Source organism: Lacibacter sp. H407, assembly GCF_037892605.1.
Taxonomy (GTDB): domain Bacteria; phylum Bacteroidota; class Bacteroidia; order Chitinophagales; family Chitinophagaceae; genus Lacibacter.
Genome location: NZ_JBBKTU010000001.1, coordinates 4264438 through 4289653, shown reverse-complemented (window position 1 = coordinate 4289653; position 25216 = coordinate 4264438). Strand labels below are relative to the sequence as shown.

Sequence of the window (25216 nt, the reverse complement as noted above, 5' to 3'; positions counted from 1 at the left end):
AAAGCCCACGTTCAATTATTTTTGATTGTTATTGATACTGTCGGCCAATGGTGCTTTAAGTGGTTCTGTTTTTTCTTTTTTTCCAAATACAGAGAAGCTTACATAACGTTTCGGATGCAATTTGAAATCATCCAAAAGAATATTGAGGCTTCTGCTTGTATTCTGTAAATTATTATACAGTTTCGGATCATTGATCAACAATCCAAGTGTACCATCACCCTTATTGGCCTTCTGCAAAATTCCCTGTAATTGTGTGATGGTCGTGTTAAGATTGGCAACTGTTTCTTTGATCTGAATTTCTGATAAGGTTTGGGATGTGTTTTTCAGATTCTCAATGGTGGTGTTCAGCTTTTCGTTGTTTGTATTGAGATTGGTGGTAAAGGTTTCAACATTATTCAATGTCTTGGCAAGTGATCCGTTTTTGCTATCCAACATTACAGCCAGATTATCCGAAGTAGTTTTCAAATTGGCGATCACATATTTCAGGTTCGATTTTGTTTTTTCATCAAACAAACTGTTTACATTACTCAATACCAACTTGATTGAATCAACGGCCTGTTTGATATTCACCATTACCGGATCTACACTGTTCATTACTTTCGAAAGAATATCGGGATTGCTGGTGCTTTGCAACGTATCACCTTTTGCAAGAAAACTTGTTGAATTACCGGGTACCACACTAATAGAAGCACTTCCTGTTAAACTGCTATTGATGATAGCTACCGAATTATTCGGGATGTTCACATCTTCAAGCAAAGTGATGGTTACGATCACTTCACTTACATCTTTATCAAGATTATCGATCTTATAAACATTACCAATGCGAAAGCCTTTGATCTTAACCTGGTTGGCTACTTCCAGTGAACCTACATCCGGAAAACGGGCATAGAGTACGTTTGATTTTTTAAGTAAACTCTTTCCTTTTAAAAAATTAAAGCCAAGAACAAGAAGGGTAACTGCAATAACTGTTAAGGCGCCTACTTTGGTTTCGTTTGAAACTTTCATGTGTTATTTTTTTATTCACTCCATCACATGTTCCCGCATTGCTATGTAATATCAGAATGCGTGTTTTCGCTGGAATGTGTTGGTGATGGGGAAGTCTGTTAATTGGCTCCCCGGCCAAAAATAAGAAATGTTTATCCCCCACAAAGAAGAGTTACGGGGAAACTAACAGTTACGATCGCAGAATACGTCTATTTACGAACGTTATCTGCTGTATTTTGTACAGTTGGAGACTTTTCAACGAGGTCTTTATATCGTTTAATAGAAGCTGAGATACTTTGTGCCATTTGTTGTTGACCATCGGCACTCATGAGATATTCCTCTTCAGGCCGGTGTGAAAGAAAGCCCAATTCAATTAAAATACTCGGCATAGCGGTGGCCTGCAGCACCCAAATACCTACCTGCCGCTGTTTTACTCCACGGCTGAAACGGCCAATTCCCACAAATTCTTCCTCAACGATACTCGCCAGTTTTACACTATTTGCAAAAAACTGTTTGCTCCACAGCGCTACCTGCTGCTTAACAATTGGGTCGTTGATGTTCACATTCAAACTGCCATCATCTTCTTCATTATTAAAGATGTCGCCATTTTCCATGATAATATCTTCTTTCTCATCTTGCTTATGTGCCGCAAACACATAAGTTTCGGTGCCGTGTGCAGGGTTGGGGTGGTAGTATGTTTTAAAAACAGGAACTGTTCTTGTTTTCTTGATTCTTTTTTTGCTCTTTCCTTTACCAGTTGTTACATAATAGGTTTCCTTTCGTGAGCCTTCACGCTTTACTTCTCTGAGTTTGGGAACAAAATTGCAATGGATCGATACAAACAGATCGCCTTTGTTGTTATTAGCAAAGCTTGCACGGGCTCTGTTATCAACAAAATAAATCGTGGGTCTTGATTCCAGAATTTTTACATCGGGCATCTCACTTTGAAGAATGGACACTAATTTTTTGGAAACTTCGTACGAGATCTGATCTTCCGATACCTCGGTTCCAAACGATCCGTGACGTGCGCCGATGGTTCCTTTAAAACCATGCCCTGCATCAATTACGATGGTTCTGATTTTACCTGCCGCCCTTGAATTATTTTTTTGGGTGAAGGATACAATCACCAGGCTCAACATGATCAAACAGGCAATTCCGGGTAGTAAGTTTTTCTTCATCGTTCGAATTTCGTTTTTGAGTTAGTAAATTCAAAAGCAACATTCACAGTTCGTTAATGCAAATGTGATTATTTTTGTCGCCACCGCATTATGTTTAAACGCTGTAAAGTTAGCTATAAATCTGTATTAATGACTGCTTTAGGGGGCTTGCTCTTCTATGGAATAACGGTACAAGGTCGTAATGCATTTTATTCACCCGTTGATATTTTCCACGCTTTAACATATTCTCTTAGTGATACAGTGCCCGTTTCGCCCGTAAAAAAAACAAGTTCAACACCTGTATTACAGACGAGAGCAACAGAAACACCCACCGGAAAAATTTTGTTAAATGATACCATACCGCCGAAAAAAGATTCGGTTGCGGTTGCAGATTCATTACAGCTGCGGGATTCGATGGTGCAGAAGATCGATACGTTTGATTTGAAAATGTCGAAAGATACCATTGATGCACCGGTTGATTTTGAAGCGGAAGATTCAATGGTGGTGGATATTCCGGGTAAACAGATCTTTTTATATAACAAAGCATCGGTCAAGTTTAAAGATGTAGCATTAGATGCTGCGGTGATTCGACTCGATCAGCCTACACAAATACTCACCGCTTATTCAATTAAAGATTCAGCGGGCTTGCCAACAGGTGTTCCGGCGTTTAAACAGGGCGAAAGCGCTTTTACGTCTGATACTATCCGTTACAATTTCAAAACACAGCGTGGGTTGACCATTGGCACCTATACACAGGAAGGTGAAATGTATATCTATGGTGAAAAAGTAAAGCGGATCAGTCCAACTGTTTTCTTTGCAGAAAAAGCCCGATTCACTTCTTGTAATTATGATACGCCACACTTTGCATTCAAAGCACGGAAAGTAAAGTTCATCAGCAACCAGGTTGCTGTAACAGGATTGGTGAGACCTGAATTTGAAAATGTTCCTATTCCAATTGGTTTGCCATTTGGATTGTTCCCGATGAAACAGGGGCGACGTACTGGTTTATTGCCACCGCAGCCCACAGTAAATGAACAATTGGGTTTTGGATTGGAAGGTCTTGGCTATTACAAAACGTTTGGTGAATTATGGGATGCTACCATTCGTGCAAATATTTATTCATATGGATCTTATAATTTATTTCTGACACCTACTTACAGAAAGCGATATCGCTATAGCGGAGGATTTAATCTTTCCTATATGAATAACAAGTTTGGATTTAAAGGTGATCCTGATTACTCGCCACCATCAAGAAACTTTTCTGTGCAATGGAATCATAGTTTGGATGGAAAAGCAAGGCCCGGTCAAACATTCAGTGCAAACGTAAATGTGGCTACCAGTTTGTTCAACCGGTTGTTCCCGAATAATGCGCAACAGAATTTTAATAATACATTGCAATCATCCATTGCCTATCAACGAACATGGGCAGGGAAGCCTTACAATTTAACAGTAAGTGCCAATCATAATCAAAACACCAACACAAAATTGTTTAATGTAAGCTTGCCCGATGTAGGGTTTACAGTAAACACGATCTATCCGTTTCAGAAAAAAGATTTTGTTGGAACACCAAAGTGGTATGAAAAATTAGGTGTTTCGTATAACGGAACATTCCGCAACCAGTTTGCTTTTTATGATACGGCCTTTAGTTTTAAACAACTCATTGATACGTTCGACTGGAGTGCAAGACATAGCATACCGATTCAACTTTCATTACCACCGTTAGGTCCGTTGCAAGTAGGCCCTTCGATCAGTTACGATGAAACATGGCATTCCCGTACATTTATCCGTCAATGGAACCCTGCAACAAAAACGGTTGAAACAATTGGACAAAAAGGATTCTATACCGAACGTCAAATGAGTTTTGGTTTAAACTTCAGCACGGCGTTGTTTGGAACCATGAATTTTAAGAAAGGAAATGTAAAAGCGTTGCGCCATGTAATACGTCCCACATTTGGTATGGGCTACCGGCCTGATCTCAACAGAGCGAAGTGGTATCTGGCGCAGGTTGATTCAACAGGAAGACAACTATGGTTCGATAAGTTCAATGGTTCACAGGTCGCTAATATTCCTGACGGACGATCGGGCTCCATTAATTTCTCCATTGATAATAACCTTGAGCTGAAAGTAAAAGATAAAAAAGATACCAGTGCGGCGGCTGATAAAAAAATCCGATTGATTGATGGATTTGGGATGAGCACCAGTTATAATATGCTCGCCGATTCATTTGGGTTGAGCGATTTTAATTTTTATCTACGTAGCAATTTGTTTGAAAAGATCAGTTTAACGGCGGGTGCAAATGTTTCGCCTTACCAGATCGATCAGGAAACCGGTTTCAGAAAACAACAATATGCGTGGCAAGCCGATAAATTTTCGTTGGGTCGTTTCTCCAGTGGTTTTGTGTCAGTGAGTACACAATTCAAGAGCAAACCAAAAGATGAGAAGAAGCAAAAAGAGAAAGAAGATATGGAACGGAACCGGCGAAATGATTTTGATGAGCAGGGCCGGGAACTAAATGCCATTCAAAATAACCCGGGTGAGTTTGTTGATTTCAATGTGCCGTGGAGTTTAAACCTATCGTACTCATTAAATCTTACACGCATGCTCAAGCGTGATTATTCTGGATTTGAAACAATGGTCACACAGTCGATAAATTTCAACGGCGATTTTAATTTAACGGAGAAATGGAAAGTGCAGGCCAATGGTACGTTTGATATGCAAACACGTACGCTTCAATATTTAACCACATCTATTTCGAGAGATCTTCATTGCTGGCAATTGGCGATCAATGTAACACCGATCGGGCCAATCCGCTCATTTAATATTAGCATCAGTCCCAAATCCGGTTTGCTTCGTGATTTACGTATCAACCGTTCACGGATGTTTTATGCCAACCTGCCGCAATTCTAAGGGAGATCAAAAGGATTATAAAGCCGGCTTCTTTTGTTCAATATATTCCCACATCAAACCAAATACCTGCTCTTTTAATTTCTTCACATCATCCATTTGCAGGTCTTTTGTTTCAACCGGATCGAGAAAATGCATTTCAATTTTCGATGGCCAGAAATAAAATGGTTTATTCTGCGGTAAAACTTTTTTCGTGTTGAATAAAACAGCAGGTACAACGGGTTTCTTTGCTTCAATGGCTAAACGGAAGGCGCCATCTTTAAATTCTTTGAGTGGTTGATTGGTTTTGTTACGTGTTCCTTCCGGATAAATACACATGTGCAAACCCATATCCAGCACCTTGCGCATGTACGCATAACTCTTCAAACGGCTTTCTTCACTTTTACGATCCACTAATACACTTCCACGTCGGTAGATCAAACCAAACAATGGGATCTTTGCCATTTCAATTTTTGCAATGGTTTTATTAGCACCCGGAATACCAGGCGAAGTAACGGGTACATCCATGAATGAATTATGATTGCACACCACTACATAGTTTTCGCCTTTCTTAAATTTCTCTTTACCCTTTATCACCAAACGAATACCGGCTAATGGTAACCAAACAGCCATCCAAAGTCTGGACATTGCAATAAACATCCGTGTGCGTTTTGGTTCGGGGTATAAACCCATTGCCCATGTTGGCAATAAGATGATGAGCATGGTAATGATAAACGTAAGCATGGCCCATGCAGCAAAAAATCGTCCGAGTATATTCTTAACAAAGTTCATGGTAATTTCCAATCAATAGGTTCACGTCCTTCTTTCAATAACAGCTCATTGGTTTTTGAAAAATGTTTGCAGCCGAAAAAACCATTGTATGCACTAAGAGGTGAAGGGTGCGCCGCTTTTAATACATGATGTTTTGTTTCATCAATAAGGCTTTGTTTTTCCTGTGCAAACTTTCCCCACAATAAAAACACCACACCTTTTTTTTGATCAGATATTTTTTGAATGACTGCATTGGTAAAATTTTCCCAACCGATTTTTGAATGACTGGCAGCTTCGTTGGCACGAACTGTTAAAAATGCATTCAATAACAGTACACCCTGTTGTGCCCATTTGCTGAGGTTGCCATGCTTTGCCGGCATGCCAACACCCATATCAGTTTCAATTTCTTTATAAATGTTGATGAGCGATGGGGGAGGTTGAACGCCATCCTGCACCGAAAAGCAAAGTCCGTGAGCTTGCCCGGCGCCATGATAAGGATCTTGTCCAATGATGACCACCTTTACATTCTCAAACGGCGTTTGGGTAAATGCATTGAAGATAAGCGAGCCGGGCGGGTAAATCGTTTTACCCTGCACCCGTTCTGTTTTTAAAAACGTAACAATTTGCTGGAAATAAGCCTTTGTAAACTCCTGTTTGAGCTCTTTTTTCCAACTATCTTCAATCTGAACGTCCATGCACAAATGGTTTGGATGCAATGGTACAAAAAATTACCTTTGCTGCCTCTTAATCAAAAGCTGGTCCGGTAGCTCAGTTGGATAGAGCATCAGCCTTCTAAGCTGAGGGTCATTGGTTCGAATCCAATCCGGATCACTTAAAAGAGAAAGTCCTTCACTATGAAGGACTTTCTCTTTTTAAATCACTATGGTAAATCTAGTTTTGTATTTGCATATCAGCCAATGCTAACCTCGGTCCAAATTCAACATGGTTCTGGATTGAACAACGAATCAAGCAAAGAAGAGTTTACCCCTAATTTCTGAAATTAATTCCTGTTTAAATTTTGCAATCCTGTTTTTAGTTTTATATTAGATGCCTGCCGGGCTTGCCGGTTTTGACTCTACGAAAACATCCTGCCTGCTGATCGAATTACTGCCGTACCAATTATCCTTCGAAAACATTTCCTGCTTTTTTATGAACCGAACATCGCTGTAAACGTTATTTTCTGTTGTTATCTATTCTCAGGTTTCTGTGATCCATTGATAACAGTTTGCAAATAGCTATCACAAGCAGTAAATCGATTGCCCATTATAAACAAGCTGTATGTACAAACTTTCCTTTTTTGTTTTGTTTTTGTTTTTATCCGTTGATTCCATGTCACAGATGTATGTGCAGGGAGGCGCAGGGTTGGTTACCGGGTCAAACGTTGGGGTAGGTGGTGAATTGAGCATAGGTTATGTGTACAAGAAAACAACCTTCAGCACCGGTTATTTTGCACAGGTGAATGATGCAACACCGTTATTATTCAGTTTCCAGGCAGGTTATAGAGTAAATAAAGCTGTGCGTATTTACAGTGGTTATGTCCGTAAGCATTTATCAGCCCAGTTAAAAACGTCAAACTCCAATTCATGGATAGCTGGAGCGGAGTACAACGGGAAGCGTTTTAAGAAAGGCAACTTTTATTATTCCGCCAATTATATCCCTTCTTACTTTTTTGTTTGTGTGGGGATGAAGTTCAATTACAAATAATACGTTCTTTTTAAACCAAATTTGCTGGCGAAAGACCATCGTTTTGACAGCGTGTCAATGGTCTGTGAAAAAAATATTGGCAAAAGCTTGCATAATTGAAATGAAACAGTAATTTTACGGTCAGAATTGAATCCGGCCCTAACAAATTTTCTCCACCGATTTAATTCCCCATTTAATATCTCATATCCGGAAGCCCCTTCCAAAATTCCTCTATTAACCAAATTGATTCCAGTCCTATACCCGAGATTGTTTTTTAATCAATTTGTATATGAAAACGAAATTTGTACCTGTAATTGCTGCCTTCATGATCCTGTTGTTTGTAAACACAGGCATCTCCGGAACTATTTCTCCCAAACAAGGCTGGCCGAATGTATTTGATGTTCAGGTTGAACAGCAAGGTACTGTTGTTGTGCTTCAATGGAAAGCAGACAATGAACCCGCTAACATTTATTATGAGATTGAAACAAGCACCGATGGGAAAGCATTTAAAACATCTGCGATTGTTTTAGGCGGCTTCGCTGTTGATCAACACTACACGTACAAATACAAAACAAAAAAAGCAACTGCTGCAAAAACATTCTACCGTATTAAACAACTTAATAATGATGGCACTTACAGAATTGTAAACGAGCAATCATTCTAAATATATTCAACGAACTGTTGGTTCTCTTATAGGTAAATACGCCGTCCTTATTCTTAAGGATGGCTTTTTTTTGGAATGAGGTAAGAAGTAAGAAGCTTCAGTATACCGTCCTTTTATGATGGATTAGCGAAGGTATTTTTTCAAAGTGATAGTTTACATTTCCTTCAAGCGTACCAATGCGATGTCGATGGAAAGAGGTTCTGATTGTTCGAGTATGCAAACTTTATTTGCTCCGGCCATTTCTGCAAGATCACGAAGTGCTCTTTTTTCAATATCGCTTAATCCGCCTTCAAGGCCTTCCAGTTGTTGAATAAGGATATTCATCTTAGAAAGAAAAAAACGTCCTGTTAATCCCAGTTCCTTTAATGCCGACTGAATAGTTTCGTTTGCCGGATTAAAACTGCTGATAATATTCCTTGTGCTGGAAAAAGGTTGTATCGCTTGTTTGGAAACAGTTTCACCAGTATTCAAATCTGTTACTTCAACATGATTACGTTTGATTTTGATGTAGATGGATTTTACTTTGAACATAGGAGGGATAGTAGCTTGTTGTTTATATTATAGGAGTATAGCGTTTTTATAATTCGGCACAAGCGAGACGCTTGCGCCATTGTAAGGAATCGAGATACTACTTCTGACTAATAAATCCCTTGTAATAATGTTGGTTTACTTTATAAATCAGCCCTGAACCTCTTGGCCTGTTAGTTACAAGAGTATCTATACGCCGTAAAATTTCTTTGTCAAGAGAATCAAATTCAACAGTGTAATTATCGGAGGTTACTGGAATATAAATAAGAGTATCAATTTTATTCTTATTGGCATTGAATCGGTAAATATTTTTTTTGGCAGGGAAAAGTCCCCCTCCGTAGTAAAAGGTGAAGTCTAATTTTTTGTTTACATAGTTCTTTACTACTACATCTGAACAGCCACAGTGCGATTGTGTAATTCCTTCAATTATAAAATAATCTTTTTTTGATGTTGAGCTTTTATAAGCAACTTCAGAACGCCAGTCTTTGTAAATAAGGCCGAATATAAGTCCGCAGCCAGTTAAACATGCTGTTCCAAGAAGTAATATTAAAGAGTTGAGTAGTAATTTGCAATTAAACATCTCTATTGTATTTTTTGCTCATTTACGGTCTATCTCTAATCTACAATGGATTCATCACCCCGCCTTACTCTCCAACTCCATCACCTTCTCAAACGTTGCTTCATATTCTGCATTCAACTGTTTTAGGTCGTTACTTAGTTTTTGATAATCTATTTCTGTTTGTTTGAATTTGTCTTTGTCAGAATAAGTAGAAGGCTCCGAGAGTTGCGCCTCCATTTTATTTTTTTCAATGGTAGTGGTATTGATCTTTTCTTCCAACTGTAGCAAAATACGTTGCTGCTTCTGCAACTCTTTTTTCAGCTCTTTATTGATTGCCTGCTTTGGTTCTGCAACAGTTGAATGCTGTTGAACGACAGGTTTTTGTTCCACTACTTTCTTAACGTCTGTTTTTTTTTCACTGGCAGTAAGCTCTTTATTATCGGCTGCTTTTTTCGCCATCCGTTCTTTCCACTCTAAATATTCCGTGTAAGTGCCTTTGAATTCTTTGATCTCTTCATCCACAATTTCCCAGATCTTATTCGCTGTTTGCGATACAAAGAAACGATCGTGACTCACTAAAATAATACTGCCCTGGTATTTGTTCAATGCTTCGATCAGCAATTCAACCGAATGCATATCAAGGTGGTTCGTCGGTTCATCAAGCATCAGGAAATTGGCCTTGCTGATGATCGTTTTCGCCAACGCAATTCTTGCTTTTTCACCACCACTCAATACTTTGATCTTTTTATCGATATCATCGCCACCAAATAAAAAGCAACCAAGCAGGGTGCGTAATTCCTGGTCGGTTTTCTGCGTGCTGCAGGTTTTTAATTCATCAAGCAGTGTATGATTAAGACCTAATGATTCCAATTGATGCTGTGCATAAAAACTCTCGTCCACATTATGGCCCCATTTACGTTCGCCTTCATATTGTTCAACACCGGCAATAATGCGGAGCAGGGTAGATTTACCTTTACCATTCGCACCGATCAATGCAATTTTATCGCCCCGTTCAATTTCTGCACTTGCGTTTGTTACAATTTTATTTTCACCGTAATGTTTGCTTACATGTTTTAATTCGCACAATACTTTACCCGGCATTTTATCAACCGCAAAGTTGATGCGGATGTTTGGCCGATCGCTGGAAGGCGCTTCCAGTACATCCAGCTTTTCTAATTTCTTGATAGCTGTTTGTGCAGCGGCCGCCTTACTTGCTTTTGCACGGAAGCGTTCGATAAAACGTTCCTGCTGACGAATAAAGTCTTGCTGATTCTCAAATGCTTTTTGCTGCAATTCCATCCGGATCTCTTTTTCTTTGAGATAGAAAGAATAATTGCCGCCATAAATATGTAAGTCTTGCTGAAACACTTCCACGATCTTCGTCACCATACGATCAAGGAACCAACGATCATGCGATACGATCACTACCGAACCCTGGTAGTGCAGCAAATATTTCTCCAGCCATTCAATACTTGGGAGATCAAGGTGGTTCGTCGGTTCATCCAACAACAATAGATCGGGTTGTTGCAGGATCATTTTTGCCAGCAACACACGCATGCGCCAACCACCACTAAATTCTTTATATGGACGTTGCAGATCGGCGTTGGCAAAACCAAGCCCCTGCAGAATTTCTTCTGTTTTATGATGGATGTTGTACCCATCCAGCGTATCCATTTCGTGCAGCTTGTCGCTATACAAATGCAGCAACGCCTCGTCTTCATGATTTTTTTCTAACTGAAGACCTAATTCTTCAATTTCCTTTTCGAGCAACAATATTTTTTCGAATGCGCCCAATGCCACCTGTAAAATGGATTCAGACGTATCAAAACTCAACAGATCCTGGTGCAGATAACCAATACTGGTATTGCGGCTGCGGATCACTTCTCCCTTCGATGGTAAGTATTCGCCCACCAATAGCTTCAATAGCGTGGATTTACCCGTACCATTATAACCAATCAGGCCAATCCGCTCATTCGGATGGATATGCCAGGTAGCATCTTCCACAATAGCTCTTGCGCCAAACTCAAACGTTAAATTCTGAAAACCAGCCAACATAATTTTAAAAATAAGCGGCAAAGATAAGGTTAAGTACGGGGTTAGAAGTAAGAAGTACGAGCCCTTTTGCAGGGTTGCCAACCTTTTAACTGTTTGACCGATATTTCAGCTACTTCACAAAGGTTGGCAACCCTAAACAGCTCGCTGCAAACCTCACAGGTCTTATCTTTGCCAAAATTTTTTTATGAAAAAGACTTTGCTTATCCTCTCCGTCATTCTATCAGCAGTAGCTTGTAAAAACAAAGAAGACAAAACAACTGAACCGGAAGTAACTGAACCGAAAGCTGCGAACGGGTATGCTTATACTGAACCATTCAACCAGTCGATGAACAATGTGTTGAATGCGTATTACAATTTGAAAGATGCGTTTGTAGCAAGTGATACGGTGAAAATAAATACAGAAGCTGTTGTTTTGAAGAACTTATTGGATAGTTTGAAATTGGATGAGGTACAGCAGTTTGATACACTTGGTTTTTCAAGCATCAATGGACGTCCCGGTGATGTGGCAGCAGAGATCAGCGGCATGTTGGGTGAAAAAGAACTGGAGAAAAAACGTGAATCGTTTGAAATGGTGTCGAATGCATTTTATGATATGGTACGTGTGATCAAACCAACAGGAGCAACTATCTACTATCAATATTGTCCAATGGCGTTTAATGATAAAGGTGCGTATTGGCTCAGCAGTGCCGACAGTATCATGAATCCTTATTTCGGCAAAAAAATGTTGACCTGCGGTGAAGTGAAGGAGACGTTGAAGTTCTAAGAAGGCGAGTGGGGAGTTGTGAATGGTGAGTGGGAAGCCGATAGCCAGTAGTTTGTAGTTAATAGTTTTTAGTTCATTCAAATTCAAAATATCAGACTGTTCATCCCCTCCTTGGAGGGGAAACGGCCTGCAACAAAGCGTAAGGATTAATGGGGTGGGCTTTTGGTCTAAACAAAAACGCTGCCAGCTTGTAATAGAGAGACACTTCTAAAACCGGGAAAATTTCCGCATGCACTATTTGAAACCTATCATTTCTCTGCTGATCTGTGTGCTCACAATAACATCTGCATCCGCACAGGATAAATTCACCATCAGTGGGTACGTGAAAGACAGTACCAGTAATGAAACCATTATTGGTGCAACTGTTGCTATCAAAGGCCGCACAAAAGGCATCAGCTCCAACCAGTACGGATTCTTTTCCATTTCAATTGAAAAAGGTAGTTATACATTGGTCGTATCGCATGTAGGGTACGAAGCAAAAGAACTGTTCATTGAGTTGAATGAAAACCGGCAACTGAATGTTGACCTTTCTCCACGCATCAGCATTTCACAGGAAGTGATCATTTATGCACGCAAGCGTGACATCAATGTGAAAGAGGCGCAGATGGGAAAATTTGAATTAAGCATGAACCAGATACGTTCTGTTCCTGCATTGGCCGGTGAAGTAGATCCTATCAAAGTATTACAATTATTACCGGGCGTACGCAATGCAGGCGAAGGTAACAGTGGTTTGTATGTACGTGGTGGTGGCCCAGATCAGAATTTAATTTTATTGGACGATGCAGTAGTGTATAACCCCGGTCACCTGTTTGGTTTCTTTTCGGTGTTCAACAGCGATGCTTTAAAAAATGTAACGCTCATTAAAGGCGGCATGCCTTCGAATTATGGTGGACGTATCAGCAGTGTGGTGGACATTGCAATGAAAGAAGGCAACAGCAAAAAGTTTCAGGTAGAAGGGGGGATTGGTACGATTTCATCAAGAGTATCGATTCAAGGTCCGGTTGTAAAAGAGAAGTCTTCTTTTATAGTTTCGGCACGCCGTACTTATGTTGACATCCTTGCCAAGCCATTCATTAAAAAAGAAAGTGCGTTTTTTGGCAGCGGTTATTATTTCTACGATCTCAATACAAAATTCAATTATAAATTTTCAGAGAAAGATCGCTTGTATGCAAGCGGTTATTTTGGTCGTGATGTGTTTACGTTCAACAACAGTGAACGTAGTTTCAAAGCACGTATTCCTTGGGGAAATTCAACCGGTACAGTTCGCTGGAATCATGTGTTCAACAGCAAACTCTTCGCTAACACATCGCTGGTTTGGAACGATTATCAGTTTGCGTTTGGCGGTGCACAAAATAATTTCGAGATCAATCTGCAATCAGCTATTCGGGATGTGAGCGCAAAAATTGATTTTGATTATTATCCTGTTACGGGTCATCAGATCAAATACGGGATCAATTATACTTACCATAAATTCAATCCGCAAACAACCAGTGGTAAAAGCGGCGACATCGTATTTGAACCGCAAAGTGTCAATAATAAATTTGCACATGAACTGGCTGCCTATGTAATGGACGATTGGGAAGTGAATGATCATCTCAAGATCAATTACGGGCTTCGTTACACAACCTTTCAACAGGTAGGTCCTTACACCCGTTATGTAAAAGATGAGAATGGAAATAAACTCGACAGTACAGTGTATGGAAGAGGGCAGGGCATCAAAAATTATGGAGGATTAGAGCCACGTGTAACGATGCGTTATGCATTGAACGATGAAACTTCGATTAAGGCTGCCGTAACACGTAACCTGCAGTTCATTCATCTGGTAAGTAATGCTGGCACTACGTTGCCGACAGATATCTGGGTGCCGAGCACATTTCGTGTAAAGCCACAGATCGGTTGGCAATATGCAGCCGGTTTGTTTAAAAATTTTAAAGACAATATGTGGGAGACGTCCATCGAGGTATATTATAAATCGATGGCCAACCAGATCGAATACAAGGAGGGATACACACCGGGCATAGGTGATCCTGAAGAAAGTTTTGTATTCGGCAAAGGATGGAGTTATGGCGCTGAGTTTTATATTAATAAAGCAAGAGGAAATTTTACAGGGTGGATCGGTTACACATTATCGTGGACATGGCGCCGTTTTGCTGAGTTGAATGATGGTGACAAGTATCCCGGTCGTTTTGATCGCCGGCACGATCTGAGTATCGTAGCCAACTATCAAAAAACAAAAAAATGGAAATACTCGGCCGTATTTGTATTCGGCAGCGGCAATGCATTTACATTGCCCGAACGTTTCTTTTTGGTGGATGGTGTACTAACGCAGCAGTATAGCCGCATTAATCAATATCGTCTGCCTGATTATCATCGCCTTGATTTTTCCGCCATTTATACACCACAGCCAAAGAAACCCCGCAAGCTGAAAACAGAATGGGTGTTTAGTGTGTACAATGCGTACAGCCGGCAGAATCCTTATTTCATTTACTACGATCAGCAAGGCAATCCTTTGCAGGGTACATTGGAAGTAGAAGCAAGACAGGTATCCTTGTTTCCGGTTATTCCAAGTGTAACGTTGAATTTTAAATTGTAAAGCAAGGGTTGTAACATATTGTATAAAGCGGTTGCTATGTTGATCGTTTCGCAACAGAAAGCCGTGCAATTTATTTATGCACGGCTTTCTGTTATTAAATCAAACAATCAAATTATTTACACATTTCCATAGCTGTTCGACTGGCCTCCATCAATGGCAATCGTTTGTCCGTTAATATAAGATGCTTCGTCGCTTAACAGAAAGTTCACCAGTTTAGCCACCTCTTCCGGAAGACCGAGACGTTTTGTTGGGTTCGCTTGTGCATACTCAGTTTCTGCTTTTTTTGGATCGGTGGGGTTTATCTGTTTAAATGCTTCTGCCACCATCGGGGTTAGAATAGCACCCGGCGCAATTGCGTTTGTAAGAATATTATAGCGTCCATACTCTAATGCTGCGTTTTTGGTAATACCGGTTACTGCATGTTTTGTTGCTACATATGGCGTTTGATTCATTACACCTCTTATACCACCAACCGATGCTACGTTTACAATACGGCCATACTCCTGTTTCACCATCACAGGAATAATGTAACGTAAACCATAGTATACGCCCATCAGGTTAATATCAATTACTTTTTTGAAAATATCTACGTCATACTCTGTAAGTGAAGCCTGCCTTCCTTCAATACCTGCGTTATTGTAAAAGCCCTCAATACGGCCGTATTGTTTTAGGGTTTCATCAACATAGTTTTTAACGTCTGCTTCTTTTGAAACATCCGCTACCACTGTAAGCACTTTTGTTTCAGGAAATGTTTGTTTGATCTGCTCCTTAACATCTGTCAGTGCTTTTTCATTATAGTCGATCAATGATAGTAACGCACCATTCTTTGCTGCTTCAATTGCTGCTGCCTGTCCAAGTCCCATACCGGCACCGGTAATGAGTACTACTTTGTTTTCCAGTTTTTTCATTGCTTTATTTTTTAAAGTGATGGGAAAAGCCTGCTTTATCTCAAAACATTCTGTGAATAAAAAGCTTGCCCGTTATATACAATTGCAAAGGTAGAGCTGTAGTAGAGGGGCTTCCAATGACATATATCAAGTAATTAGATAAAGCCGTTTTGAAATGAGGTGATTATCATAAAGTATTTGTTAAAAGACAGCGAAGTGTTTGTTATTCTATATTACTAATGCTTTCGGAAATGGATTTCTTCTGTTCAATCTGCTATCTTTGCAGCAATGCACCGTTCTTGTTTATATAAACTTGTCTTTCTCAGTTGTGCGCCTGTTTTCATAAAATAGAATTCAGGTAATTTTCTTACGTGCAGTTTTCCATTTTTAAATTTTTAAATAATTGTATCATGAATAATGATAGAAACCCCGTTGTTCTTTGCGAAGAGGACTATAATAAATTAAAGCAGATCGTTAATATCCACGGAACAAAACAGGCGGATGAAATGAGCCTCGCATATGAAGTGGGCCGGGCGATCATTGTAAAAGATGATGCGTTTCCGCCGAATACTATTCGGTTAGGATCAAAAGTGAAAGTGGAAGATATTGAAACATCCAAGTCGCATGAATTTATGATCGTGATGCCGGAGGATGCAGACATGAAAGAGAAAAAAGTATCTGTACTTACACCAATGGCTGCAGCAATTATTGGTTTCCGTGAAGGTGAAGAGGCGGTATGGCAAATGCCTGCCGGTTTAAAACAATTGAAAGTGTTGGAAGTGATTAACAAGCCTGCTTACGCATAATACGAATTACATTCAAACTTGTTGTTTGAATGTAAACGATCTTTATACGTTTATTGCTCGATCTCTTGCAATCACCTTCCATGTAGTAACCGCTTCGTTGTTTTCAACAACAACTGCTTTTTCGTACAACGCAACAGTTGGACAAATGTGAACCGGCACACCGTACAATACATCACCAACGTTGAAGGCACTGCTGTCTGCTACTTTCAATACCAAATGCTCTTCACTTTGTGAAAAAGGTGTGGCATCAGGTGCATTCAAAAAATGAACACGTGGAAACGGATTTTCTGCCGCCACCGATTTGTGTCCCAGATCGGTGGTGATAGTTTGCCCATCAACAATCGAAATGACTCTTGTTAGAACGAGTGCTGCATAATCAAACGGTTCATCCGGCACCTGGTGCTTGTAACCCCAATCCCAATAAACAAATGTGCCGGGGCTGCACTCAATATGCCGATTTATGTGTGTAGGAAAAGTAGGGGAGCCGCCTGCAACAATTGTGATCGGTTGATTTATGATCGTTTCAATTTGTGCAGCCAGTTCAAGTACTTGATTGAAAGCTACGTTGCTTTTTTGCTGCCGTAGTTCAAGATCAGTATCTCTCAAATGTCCATCGTATGCATGTAAGCCTTTGAATTGAATACCGGGTAGTGTGATCAATTGTTCTGCCAAAACAAACGCATTGGATGGTTTGATGCCGCTTCTGTTCATACCGGTATTGAGATCAATGAATACATGGATGGTTTTGTTGTTGGAAGAAAATAATTCGGACAAGGCTTTCGATGTTTCAATGTTGTCTGTAACACAACCGAATGTTGTTTTCGGATATTGCTGTACCAGCGATAACAACCGTTTTGCTTTTGGCCCAACTGGTTGATATGCCAGCAACACGTTATTTGCCTTGAGCATGGCCAACATTTCTGCTTCAGCAATGGTAGCGCATTTGAATTTAGCAATACCAGCCTCCATCATCATTGCACATACTTCTGAAGTTTTATTTGTTTTTACATGCGGACGAAGCAGACTTACATCACCGATCATTTCCACTGCACGGCTGATGTTTTGTTGGATGCGTTCTTTGTACAGCAGTAGTGCGGGTGAATCAATTATATCGATATTTTTTACATCGTACCAATTCATGAATTGTCAATTTTGATAAAGCTACTTGATCGAAATAACTCATCCAAATAACTCAGTTCTGCATTACATCAAGCAACAGGTTCCGTTGGTCAAACGGATTAGCAGGAGGCATAAAGCTTCCTCAACTTTACACTGTTCATTTAACTACATCATTTTATAAAACGTAAAGTCATGAAAGCGAAACAGTTTTTAACAATGGTATTGCTGGTTGCGGCCAGCTCATTTATTTACTCATTCGTTACACCGGTGGGCGGAGAGGGGTTCGAAATCTATCTTGATAACAAACTGGTGCTTCAGCAGTTTAATCAGGAAATGAAGGAAAAGAAGAATATCCAACTGACTGCAGCGCACAGCAACAGTGAATTGAAGGTGAAGTACTATCATTGTGGCATGGCCGGAAAAAGCCGCACACTGGAACTTAAAAATGCAGATCAAAAAACCTTGAAACAGTGGCAGTTTGATAACAGCGAGGGAAAGAATTTTGCCATCGCATTAGCAGTAAAGGACATTCTTCATTCGCAAGAGAAATTGAGTAACAGTACCATCTATCTTTATTACAGTTCGAAGGAAGCACCACAAGGCCGTTTGCTGGCTGGTATTGTGCATGCGAAAAAAAATACAGTTACAGGCAGGTAACGATTGAATGAAATTTTACTGAAGTGAAAAGAGGTAAACAATGCGTTTACCTCTTTTTATTTTAGTTCATCCTTACCTGCGATACGCCGTGCATCTTCATAATTATTACCACAATGTGTGAATACTGTAATGGATACCAATAACTGTGTAACAGAAAGAAGTAAAAACAGTGGCACTTTCGGTACGTATTGACCATCCGGAAATTCAACAATCATATTTGCGGATGGTTTTGATACAATCATTTTAAAAGCACAACGATTATATGAAGCAGCAACAAAAAAAACGAGTGGCAGGTGTTTATCTCGACAGTCAACAGGCAGTGGTCATACGTCCTGCACCTGATTATGAAGAAGGCGATTACATTGTACAGGATAAACTTGAGGTGGAGAAAAATGATCGTTCCGGCGATAAAGATTCAAGGAACCAGGCAAAGCAAATGGATCTGCTGAAGTATTACAAAGCAGTTGCCACACTGTTATTGACATATGAAGAACTGTACATTTTCGGTCCGGGCAATGCACAGGAGCAATTTCAGAATCATTTAAAAGCTGATGCGCAGTTTAAGCAGAAGGAGTTTTCGATTGACAGCTCGGAACAAATGACCGAGCCGCAAATGATCGTAAGGGTGCGGGAACATTTTAGTGCGCCGGCAACAGTTACTGCAGAGGCCATCAAAGGGGAAGAGTAAATTGGTGTATCGGTATTCAAATACTATTACAACAATATAGTAATAAAACAAGCCACTGCTTTTGCAGTGGCTTGTTTGTAAAAAAATAATTTGTTTCAAGTTGCGATGTAAAGTCACTCTTCAGGTGAGCAGACATCAATTAACTCTTAAATCGAAACACTACGCTGCCATTCTTTTTATCATCGGCACTTAAAAAAACCTTGTAATACTGCTCTCCGTTTTGCACCCGCATGATGGCGGTGTTGGGAGGTACACGTCCCTGATTTTCGGCATACATGGTGAGTGTATTGTCTCGGCCACGGATGGCTTTCAATTTGATCGTGATCGGTTTATCGCTGAGTGTTTTTTGCGAAGCCACTAATTCTCCGTTGAACAGCACTGTTATAATATCGCCATCTATTTCTGCATTGTCGTACAGGTTCACTGTAATTTCTTCTTCATCGATCGCAATAGTCTCAAATACTTTGCTTTCACGTTTTTCCAATCGTCCCGGAAGTTTCGGTGCAGGAATGGTTGGCTTTATTTCCGTTTTAGTATCCGGTTCTTTTTCATTCTCCACTTTGGTGATCGTAGGTTGGTTCTTCACCGGTTCTTCTTTCTTCGGTTGTGTTTTTGCAGTGCTGTTGTTTTGATTATTTGAATTTGGTTTCTGCGTATTTGTTGTAGTTGGTTTTTGCGTGGCGGGTTTGTTGGGTGCCGGGTTCATACGAACCGTATTGTTTTGTGGCGGCGTTTTCGTGATCATGTTTTTCACCAACTGTTTACGTGACAGCACCGTGGTGCCTGTTCCGCATTTGTCTTCCGCACTTGCACCTTTCCAACGGCCTTCCAGTTCTTCGGTATCACCTTTTTTATAATAGGTGAGTACATGTTCCTGAAAACAATCTTTAAACCATTGTGGCGTATTGGCTTTTATGCGGGCTACTTCTTTTGATACAATGGTTTTGCTGTTAGGGTCGAGCGTGCCAACCACTTTACAAATTGTGTAATAGCGTTTGCCTTCAATCATAAAATAGGTAGTAGAAGTGCCTTCCACGTTGGTGCCGCTTATTTCCAGTTCAAGAAAATATTCAGTGCGGTTACCGGGTTCGCCGGTTGCATCAAAACTACCGCTCCACTGTCCGCTGTATTTTTGAGCAAACAGTTGTGCTGAACAAAAAAGAAAACCAAAAAGTAAAAGTTGTTTCATAATGTAAATTCTGTACCCGGCTGCAAATTACGCAATTGAAAAAAAGGGGAGGGCGAAAGGCTTTGTTAATTTTACTTTTATCAGCATCCGCAATCATTTGCTACCTTCGCCTTCATTAAAAAATAAGAAGACATTCATGAAGATCAGTTTTCCGGATGGAGCAGTACGGGAGTACGAACAGGGAGTTTCCGCCATGGACATTGCCAAATCGATCAGCGAAGGATTGGCACGAAAAGTATTGGCCGCAAGTATAAACGGAGAGGTGTGGGATATGACCCGACCAATCCCAAATGATGCGACGTTGAAATTACTCACATGGGACGATGCGGAAGGAAAGAATACCTTCTGGCATTCCAGTGCACATTTGATGGCGGAGGCTGTTGAAGCATTATTTCCCGGTGTAAAATTCTGGGTGGGCCCAGCGTTGGACAGAGGTTTCTATTATGATATGGATCTGGGTGATAAAAAGATCACGGAAGATGATCTGCTCACATTGGAAAAGAAGATGAATGAGCTGGCCAAGAAGAACAATCCTTATCAACGAAAAGAAATTTCGAAGCAGGATGCTATTGCCTATTTTTCTGAAAAGGGCGATGAATATAAACTTGATCTGTTGCAGAACCTTGAAGATGGCGGCATTACCTTGTATTCACAAGGTGAGTTTACTGATCTGTGTCGTGGCCCGCATATTCCGCATACTGGTTTTATTAAAGCCATCAAACTAACTTCTATTGCGGGTGCGTATTGGAAAGGCGATGAAAAGAACAAACAGTTGACTCGTGTATATGGTGTTACATTTCCATCACAAAAAGAACTGGATGAATATCTGACTTTGCTGGAAGAAGCAAAAAAACGTGATCACCGTAAACTGGGTAAAGAGTTAGGCATTTATACAATGGATGATGATACAGGTCCGGGCTTACCGTTATGGTTGCCCAATGGTACCATCATTATTGAAGAGTTGGAGCGGCTGGCAAAAGAAACCGAAGCTGCCGCCGGTTACAAGCGTGTAGTTACGCCGCATATTGCAAAAGAAAGCATGTATCTCACCAGCGGTCACTTGCCGTATTATGCAGATAGTATGTTTCCTCCCATGGAAATGGATGGAGAGAAATATTATCTCAAAGCAATGAACTGTCCGCATCACCACAAAATTTTTGATGCTGAACCAAAAAGCTACAAAGACTTACCGTTCCGTATAGCCGAATATGGTACCTGTTACCGTTATGAGCAAAGTGGTGAACTTTTTGGTTTGATGCGTGTGCGTTGTTTGCATATGAACGATGCACATATCTATTGCAGCCGTGAAGATTTTGCGCAGGAGTTCCGTGCAGTGAATGACATGTATCTGAAGTATTTTAAAATTTTCGGGATCGATAAATACGTGATGCGTTTGAGTTTGCATGATCCGGCCAAGCGTGGACAGAAATATGTGAACGAACCGGAGCTGTGGGAAGAAACAGAATCGATGGTACGTAAAGTGCTCATTGAATCAAATATTCCATTTGTAGAAGTGCAGGACGAAGCTGCGTTTTACGGTCCTAAGATCGATGTACAGATCTGGAGCACCATTGGCCGTGAGTTTACCCTCGCCACCAATCAGGTTGATTTCAACAGTGGTAACAAATTTAAACTGTCGTACACCAACCAGGGAAATCAGCCCGAAGTACCATTGATCATTCACCGTGCACCATTGGGAACGCATGAACGCTTCATTGGCTTTTTGCTGGAGCATTATGCCGGTAAGTTTCCGTTGTGGCTTGCCCCGTTGCAGGTAAAAATTCTGCCGATCAGTGATAAGTTTATGGATTATGCAAAAACCCTGTTGCAAAAGCTGAAAAAAGCAGATATTCGTGCAGAGATTGACGACCGCAGCGAAAAGATCGGTAAAAAGATCAGAGATACAGAACTTGCACGTGTACCTTACATGCTGGTGATAGGAGAGAAAGAAGTGAACGAAGGAAAAGTAGCAGTACGCAAGCAAGGCAAAGGTGATGCAGGTACAATGGATACCGACGCCTTTATTGCTGCAGCGGTAAACGAGATCAGCGAACGAATAGCAGAATAACAACTCTTTCCCCTAAAGAGTAAACAATAAAAATTAAAAATCAATCGCCCTCCGTAAGGGGATGAGGGCACTCGAATATGGCATTTCCATCAAGACCTCCAAGGGGACGTTTTGTTCCCCGTAAAGAACCAGAGCATCGCATCAACCACATGATCCGTGTACCGGAAGTACGTTTGGTAGGTGAGAACATTGAAGTAGGAGTTTATCCCACACAAAAAGCATTGCAGATCGCACAGGAATTAGGGCTCGATCTTGTAGAGATTTCTCCACAGGCCGTACCGCCCGTGTGTAAAGCAATTGACTATAACAAGTTTCTCTACGAGAAGAAGAAGAAAGAGAAAGAGATGAAGTCGAAAAGTAAATCGGCTGAATTGAAAGAAATCCGGTTTACACCCAATACGGATGATCATGACTTTGATTTTAAAGCCAAGCATGCCGAGAACTTCCTGAAAGAAGGCAACAAAGTGAAAGCCTACGTGCAGTTTAAAGGTCGTGCCATTCAGTTCAAGGAAAGAGGGGAGCTGGTGTTGCTGAAATTTGCCGAGCGGTTGAAAGATGCCGGTCAGGTGGAAGGCTTGCCAAAACTCGAAGGGAAACGGATGTTGATGATCATTGCGCCAAAAACGGCCAAGAAGAAGAAAGAGAATGCAGATTAAGTAATAGAAAGCCGCCCCAACAGGGCGGTTTTTTCGTTTCTGAACAGTTGCTGGAACAAGAAATTTGCCCGCTTTTCCTTGTTTTCAGGAGAATTTGCCTACATTTGCGCTCCCAAAACGGGGAGCTTTCCGAAGCTCATATTGCCCAAACGGCCCCCTAAGTGTGTTGCCTGTGCAGCGCCGCCATCAGGGTATCATTTTAAAGCGCATACAAATGCCAAAGGTAAAAACGAACTCGAGTGCCAAAAAAAGGTTTAAAGTAACCGGCACAGGTAAGATCATGCATCAGAAGAGTTTCAAGCGTCACATCCTCACAAAAAAATCTAAGAAACGTAAGCGTAACATGCGTAAGGACGGAGAAGTAGCACAATCTCATGTACACTTTGTAAAACGTTTATTGCGTCTTAAATAAGATGCATCTGTAAACAAACATTTATAATTTAAAAACATTCAGATATGCCCCGTTCAGTAAACTCAGTTGCGTCTAAAGCACGTCGCAAAAGAATTCTTAAGCAAGCCAAAGGCTTTTATGGTAAACGTAAAAACGTATATACAGTTGCCAAAAACGTTGTAGAAAAAGGGATGACCTACAGTTATGTTGGTCGTAAATTAAAGAAGAGAGAATACCGTGCACTGTGGATCGCACGTATTAACGCTGCCGTTCGTGAAGAAGGGTTGACGTACTCTGTATTCATCAACAAACTCAAAGCCAAGAACATTGACCTGGATCGTAAAATCCTTGCTGATCTGGCAATGAACGAACCTGCCAGCTTCAAGAAACTGGTTGATTCAGTAAAATAAAATCATCAATTGATTGATACAAACCCCGGCTGAATAAGTCGGGTTTTTTTGTTTTGAAATAGAGGCGGAAAGTGATCTTTTTAGTGTTCTCCAATCAAACAAATGGTTTTTACTATCTGCTACTGACTAACGACTATCGGTTCGTATTTACCGGCTCGTAGCTCATAGCTAACGGCTCGCAGCTTCTTCTTCCAAAAACTTCATGCCTGTGCATGCTTTTTTACAATAAGTTTGTGCAAAATTTTAAAGGTGACAAACGACCCACGTAATTTTCAACTGACCAACCAAACGTACAACGACCTGGTCCATCAAACCTTCAACTTTCCGCAAGAAGATTTTCATTTACAAAATGGCTATCTCCAGTTTAACAATCTCGACCTCAAAGCTCTGATCGATAAATATGGAACGCCGATGAAGCTGACGTATTTGCCGAAGATCGGGATGCAGATCAAAAAGGCGAAGAAGATGTTTGATACCGCTTTTAAAAAACACAGGTACGAAGGCAAGTACTTTTATTGCTATTGTACCAAGAGCAGTCATTTTTCTTTTGTGGTGGAAGAAACATTAAAAAATGAAGTACATCTTGAAACATCGTTTGCCTACGATATTGAGATCATCAACAAACTGTACCAAAAGAAAAAGATCACCAAGGAAATCCAGATCATTTGCAACGGATACAAACAAAAAAGTTACATCACCCGTATTGCCAAGTTGCTGAACACCGGGTTTAAAAATGTAACACCCATTCTTGATAACAAAGAAGAGTTACAGCAGTATAAAAAAACGGTGAAGGTTCCGTTTAAAGTGGGTATACGTGTGGCAGCTGAAGAAGAACCGAACTTCCCATTCTACACATCACGCCTTGGAATTAGAGCCAGAGATATTCTTGAATTTTATGTAGATAAGATCGAAGGAAACGAAGATCGTTTTCAGTTGAAGATGTTGCACATCTTTTTAAACAAGGGTATTAAAGATGATATTTACTACTGGAGTGAATTGAACAAAGTAGTGAATCTGTATTGCCAGTTGAAGAAAATTTGTCCGGAACTTGATTCAATTAATATTGGTGGCGGATTTCCCATCAAACATTCATTAGGTTTTGATTACGACTATCAATTCATGATCAATGAGATTGTATCGACCATTAAAAAAACCTGTAAGAAGGCGGGTGTGCCCATGCCGAATATTTATACCGAGTTCGGCAGCTTTACCGTTGGTGAAAGTATGGCGCATATCTATTCTGTACTTGCACAGAAAACACAGAACGACCGTGAGAACTGGTATATGATCGATTCATCATTTATTACAACCTTACCTGATACATGGGGCATTGGTGAAAAATTCCTGATGATGCCGATCAATAAATGGGAAAACGAATACCAGCGTGTGGTGCTGGGTGGTATTACCTGCGACAGTCATGATTATTATGATTCAGAAGAACATATCAACGAAGTGTTTTTGCCCAAGTTAAACGGCGAAGCAGCAGCAGAACCATTGTACGTAGGGTTTTTCCATACAGGTGCTTACCAGGATCAGATCAGCGGCTATGGTGGTATCAAGCATTGTATGATCCCTTCGCCCAAACATATTATTGTAGGGCACGATAAGAATGGTAAACTGGTTGACTGGGTGTATGCCAAAGAACAAACAGCGCAAAGCATGTTGAAGATATTAGGTTATTGATCAACCGCTTTTACAAATAAGA

Annotated in this window: 24 protein-coding genes and 1 tRNA gene; 14 read left to right on the top strand and 11 right to left on the bottom strand. The window is 40.5% G+C overall.

Annotated elements, in window-relative coordinates:
• Positions 1-15: 15 nt before the first annotated feature.
• Together WG989_RS18420 and WG989_RS18415 are read right to left on the bottom strand one after the other, a co-directional pair.
• Complete coding sequence (locus tag WG989_RS18420) at positions 16-1005, bottom strand: MlaD family protein (protein ID WP_340431518.1); 990 nt, start codon at positions 1003-1005, stop codon at positions 16-18.
• Between the two features lie 188 nt (positions 1006-1193).
• Positions 1194-2162 (bottom strand): N-acetylmuramoyl-L-alanine amidase family protein, encoded by a 969-nt coding sequence (locus WG989_RS18415; RefSeq protein WP_340431517.1) that lies wholly within the window; start codon positions 2160-2162, stop codon positions 1194-1196.
• Between the two features lie 129 nt (positions 2163-2291).
• Between WG989_RS18415 and WG989_RS18410 the strand changes: the two genes are divergently transcribed.
• On the top strand, positions 2292-5048 hold the full coding sequence (locus WG989_RS18410; protein ID WP_340431516.1) for a putative LPS assembly protein LptD: 2757 nt from the start codon (positions 2292-2294) through the stop codon (positions 5046-5048).
• Between the two features lie 15 nt (positions 5049-5063).
• Here the strand turns inward: WG989_RS18410 and WG989_RS18405 are convergent, their stop codons facing one another.
• Positions 5064-5816 carry a lysophospholipid acyltransferase family protein gene (locus WG989_RS18405; protein ID WP_340431515.1) on the bottom strand — a complete coding sequence of 251 codons (753 nt, stop codon included), beginning with the start codon at positions 5814-5816 and terminating at the stop codon, positions 5064-5066.
• Positions 5813-6490, bottom strand: a complete 678-nt coding sequence (gene ung, locus WG989_RS18400) for a uracil-DNA glycosylase (RefSeq protein ID WP_340431514.1) — start codon at positions 6488-6490, stop codon at positions 5813-5815. Before ung ends, WG989_RS18405 begins: the two co-directional genes overlap by 4 nt.
• A gap of 62 nt (positions 6491-6552) precedes the next feature.
• On the opposite strand from ung, the gene WG989_RS18395 reads away from it, so the two are divergent.
• The 3 genes from WG989_RS18395 (at position 6553) to WG989_RS18385 (ending at position 8142) form a co-directional block, all read left to right on the top strand.
• Positions 6553-6626 (top strand) — tRNA-Arg (locus WG989_RS18395).
• 447 nt (positions 6627-7073) lie between these two features.
• A complete protein-coding gene (locus tag WG989_RS18390; RefSeq protein ID WP_340431513.1) occupies positions 7074-7499 on the top strand; it encodes a hypothetical protein in 426 nt (141 codons plus the stop codon).
• A gap of 268 nt (positions 7500-7767) precedes the next feature.
• Positions 7768-8142: a hypothetical protein gene (locus WG989_RS18385; protein WP_340431512.1), complete on the top strand. Its 375-nt coding sequence runs from the start codon at positions 7768-7770 to the stop codon at positions 8140-8142.
• Between the two features lie 153 nt (positions 8143-8295).
• On the opposite strand, the gene WG989_RS18380 is transcribed toward WG989_RS18385, so the two are convergent.
• The 3 genes from WG989_RS18380 to WG989_RS18370 all read right to left on the bottom strand — a co-directional run bounded on the left by WG989_RS18380 (position 8296) and on the right by WG989_RS18370 (position 11284).
• Complete coding sequence (locus tag WG989_RS18380; protein ID WP_340431511.1) at positions 8296-8673, bottom strand: hypothetical protein; 378 nt, start codon at positions 8671-8673, stop codon at positions 8296-8298.
• A 97-nt stretch (positions 8674-8770) separates the two neighbouring features.
• Positions 8771-9250 (bottom strand): hypothetical protein, encoded by a 480-nt coding sequence (locus WG989_RS18375; protein WP_340431510.1) that lies wholly within the window; start codon positions 9248-9250, stop codon positions 8771-8773.
• A gap of 54 nt (positions 9251-9304) precedes the next feature.
• Positions 9305-11284, bottom strand: coding sequence for an ABC-F family ATP-binding cassette domain-containing protein (locus WG989_RS18370; protein ID WP_340431509.1), 1980 nt, complete (start codon positions 11282-11284; stop codon positions 9305-9307).
• 184 nt (positions 11285-11468) lie between these two features.
• Here WG989_RS18370 and WG989_RS18365 point away from each other — a divergent pair, with 184 nt between their 5' ends.
• Both WG989_RS18365 and WG989_RS18360 read left to right on the top strand, forming a co-directional pair.
• A complete protein-coding gene (locus WG989_RS18365; protein WP_340431508.1) occupies positions 11469-12047 on the top strand; it encodes a DUF3347 domain-containing protein in 579 nt (192 codons plus the stop codon).
• Positions 12048-12276: 229 nt separating this feature from the next.
• A complete protein-coding gene (locus tag WG989_RS18360; RefSeq protein ID WP_340431507.1) occupies positions 12277-14640 on the top strand; it encodes a TonB-dependent receptor in 2364 nt (787 codons plus the stop codon).
• A 116-nt stretch (positions 14641-14756) separates the two neighbouring features.
• Here WG989_RS18360 and WG989_RS18355 read toward each other — a convergent pair whose 3' ends face one another.
• Positions 14757-15548, bottom strand: a complete 792-nt coding sequence (locus tag WG989_RS18355; protein ID WP_340431506.1) for a glucose 1-dehydrogenase — start codon at positions 15546-15548, stop codon at positions 14757-14759.
• Between the two features lie 389 nt (positions 15549-15937).
• On the opposite strand from WG989_RS18355, the gene WG989_RS18350 reads away from it, so the two are divergent.
• Positions 15938-16333 (top strand): GreA/GreB family elongation factor, encoded by a 396-nt coding sequence (locus tag WG989_RS18350; RefSeq protein WP_340431505.1) that lies wholly within the window; start codon positions 15938-15940, stop codon positions 16331-16333.
• Between the two features lie 42 nt (positions 16334-16375).
• On the opposite strand, the gene WG989_RS18345 is transcribed toward WG989_RS18350, so the two are convergent.
• Positions 16376-17473: a D-TA family PLP-dependent enzyme gene (locus WG989_RS18345; RefSeq protein ID WP_340431504.1), complete on the bottom strand. Its 1098-nt coding sequence runs from the start codon at positions 17471-17473 to the stop codon at positions 16376-16378.
• A 171-nt stretch (positions 17474-17644) separates the two neighbouring features.
• On the opposite strand from WG989_RS18345, the gene WG989_RS18340 reads away from it, so the two are divergent.
• Positions 17645-18109, top strand: coding sequence for a hypothetical protein (locus WG989_RS18340; protein ID WP_340431503.1), 465 nt, complete (start codon positions 17645-17647; stop codon positions 18107-18109).
• 56 nt (positions 18110-18165) lie between these two features.
• Here the strand turns inward: WG989_RS18340 and WG989_RS18335 are convergent, their stop codons facing one another.
• Positions 18166-18324: a hypothetical protein gene (locus WG989_RS18335; RefSeq protein ID WP_340431502.1), complete on the bottom strand. Its 159-nt coding sequence runs from the start codon at positions 18322-18324 to the stop codon at positions 18166-18168.
• A 47-nt stretch (positions 18325-18371) separates the two neighbouring features.
• Between WG989_RS18335 and WG989_RS18330 the strand changes: the two genes are divergently transcribed.
• Positions 18372-18797 (top strand): hypothetical protein, encoded by a 426-nt coding sequence (locus tag WG989_RS18330; RefSeq protein WP_340431501.1) that lies wholly within the window; start codon positions 18372-18374, stop codon positions 18795-18797.
• Between the two features lie 139 nt (positions 18798-18936).
• Here WG989_RS18330 and WG989_RS18325 read toward each other — a convergent pair whose 3' ends face one another.
• Positions 18937-19986 carry a hypothetical protein gene (locus tag WG989_RS18325; protein WP_340431500.1) on the bottom strand — a complete coding sequence of 350 codons (1050 nt, stop codon included), beginning with the start codon at positions 19984-19986 and terminating at the stop codon, positions 18937-18939.
• 136 nt (positions 19987-20122) lie between these two features.
• On the opposite strand from WG989_RS18325, the gene thrS reads away from it, so the two are divergent.
• From thrS to WG989_RS18300, 5 genes are all read left to right on the top strand, one after another.
• The gene (gene thrS, locus WG989_RS18320) at positions 20123-22054 is read left to right on the top strand and encodes a threonine--tRNA ligase (protein WP_340431499.1); all 1932 of its coding nucleotides are present in this window, start codon (positions 20123-20125) and stop codon (positions 22052-22054) included.
• 77 nt (positions 22055-22131) lie between these two features.
• On the top strand, positions 22132-22710 hold the full coding sequence (gene infC, locus WG989_RS18315) for a translation initiation factor IF-3 (RefSeq protein ID WP_340431498.1): 579 nt from the start codon (positions 22132-22134) through the stop codon (positions 22708-22710).
• 214 nt (positions 22711-22924) lie between these two features.
• Complete coding sequence (gene rpmI, locus WG989_RS18310; RefSeq protein WP_340431497.1) at positions 22925-23122, top strand: 50S ribosomal protein L35; 198 nt, start codon at positions 22925-22927, stop codon at positions 23120-23122.
• Between the two features lie 44 nt (positions 23123-23166).
• On the top strand, positions 23167-23511 hold the full coding sequence (rplT, locus tag WG989_RS18305; RefSeq protein ID WP_340431496.1) for a 50S ribosomal protein L20: 345 nt from the start codon (positions 23167-23169) through the stop codon (positions 23509-23511).
• Between the two features lie 249 nt (positions 23512-23760).
• Positions 23761-25194 (top strand): type III PLP-dependent enzyme domain-containing protein, encoded by a 1434-nt coding sequence (locus tag WG989_RS18300; RefSeq protein ID WP_340431495.1) that lies wholly within the window; start codon positions 23761-23763, stop codon positions 25192-25194.
• Positions 25195-25216 lie beyond the last annotated feature (22 nt).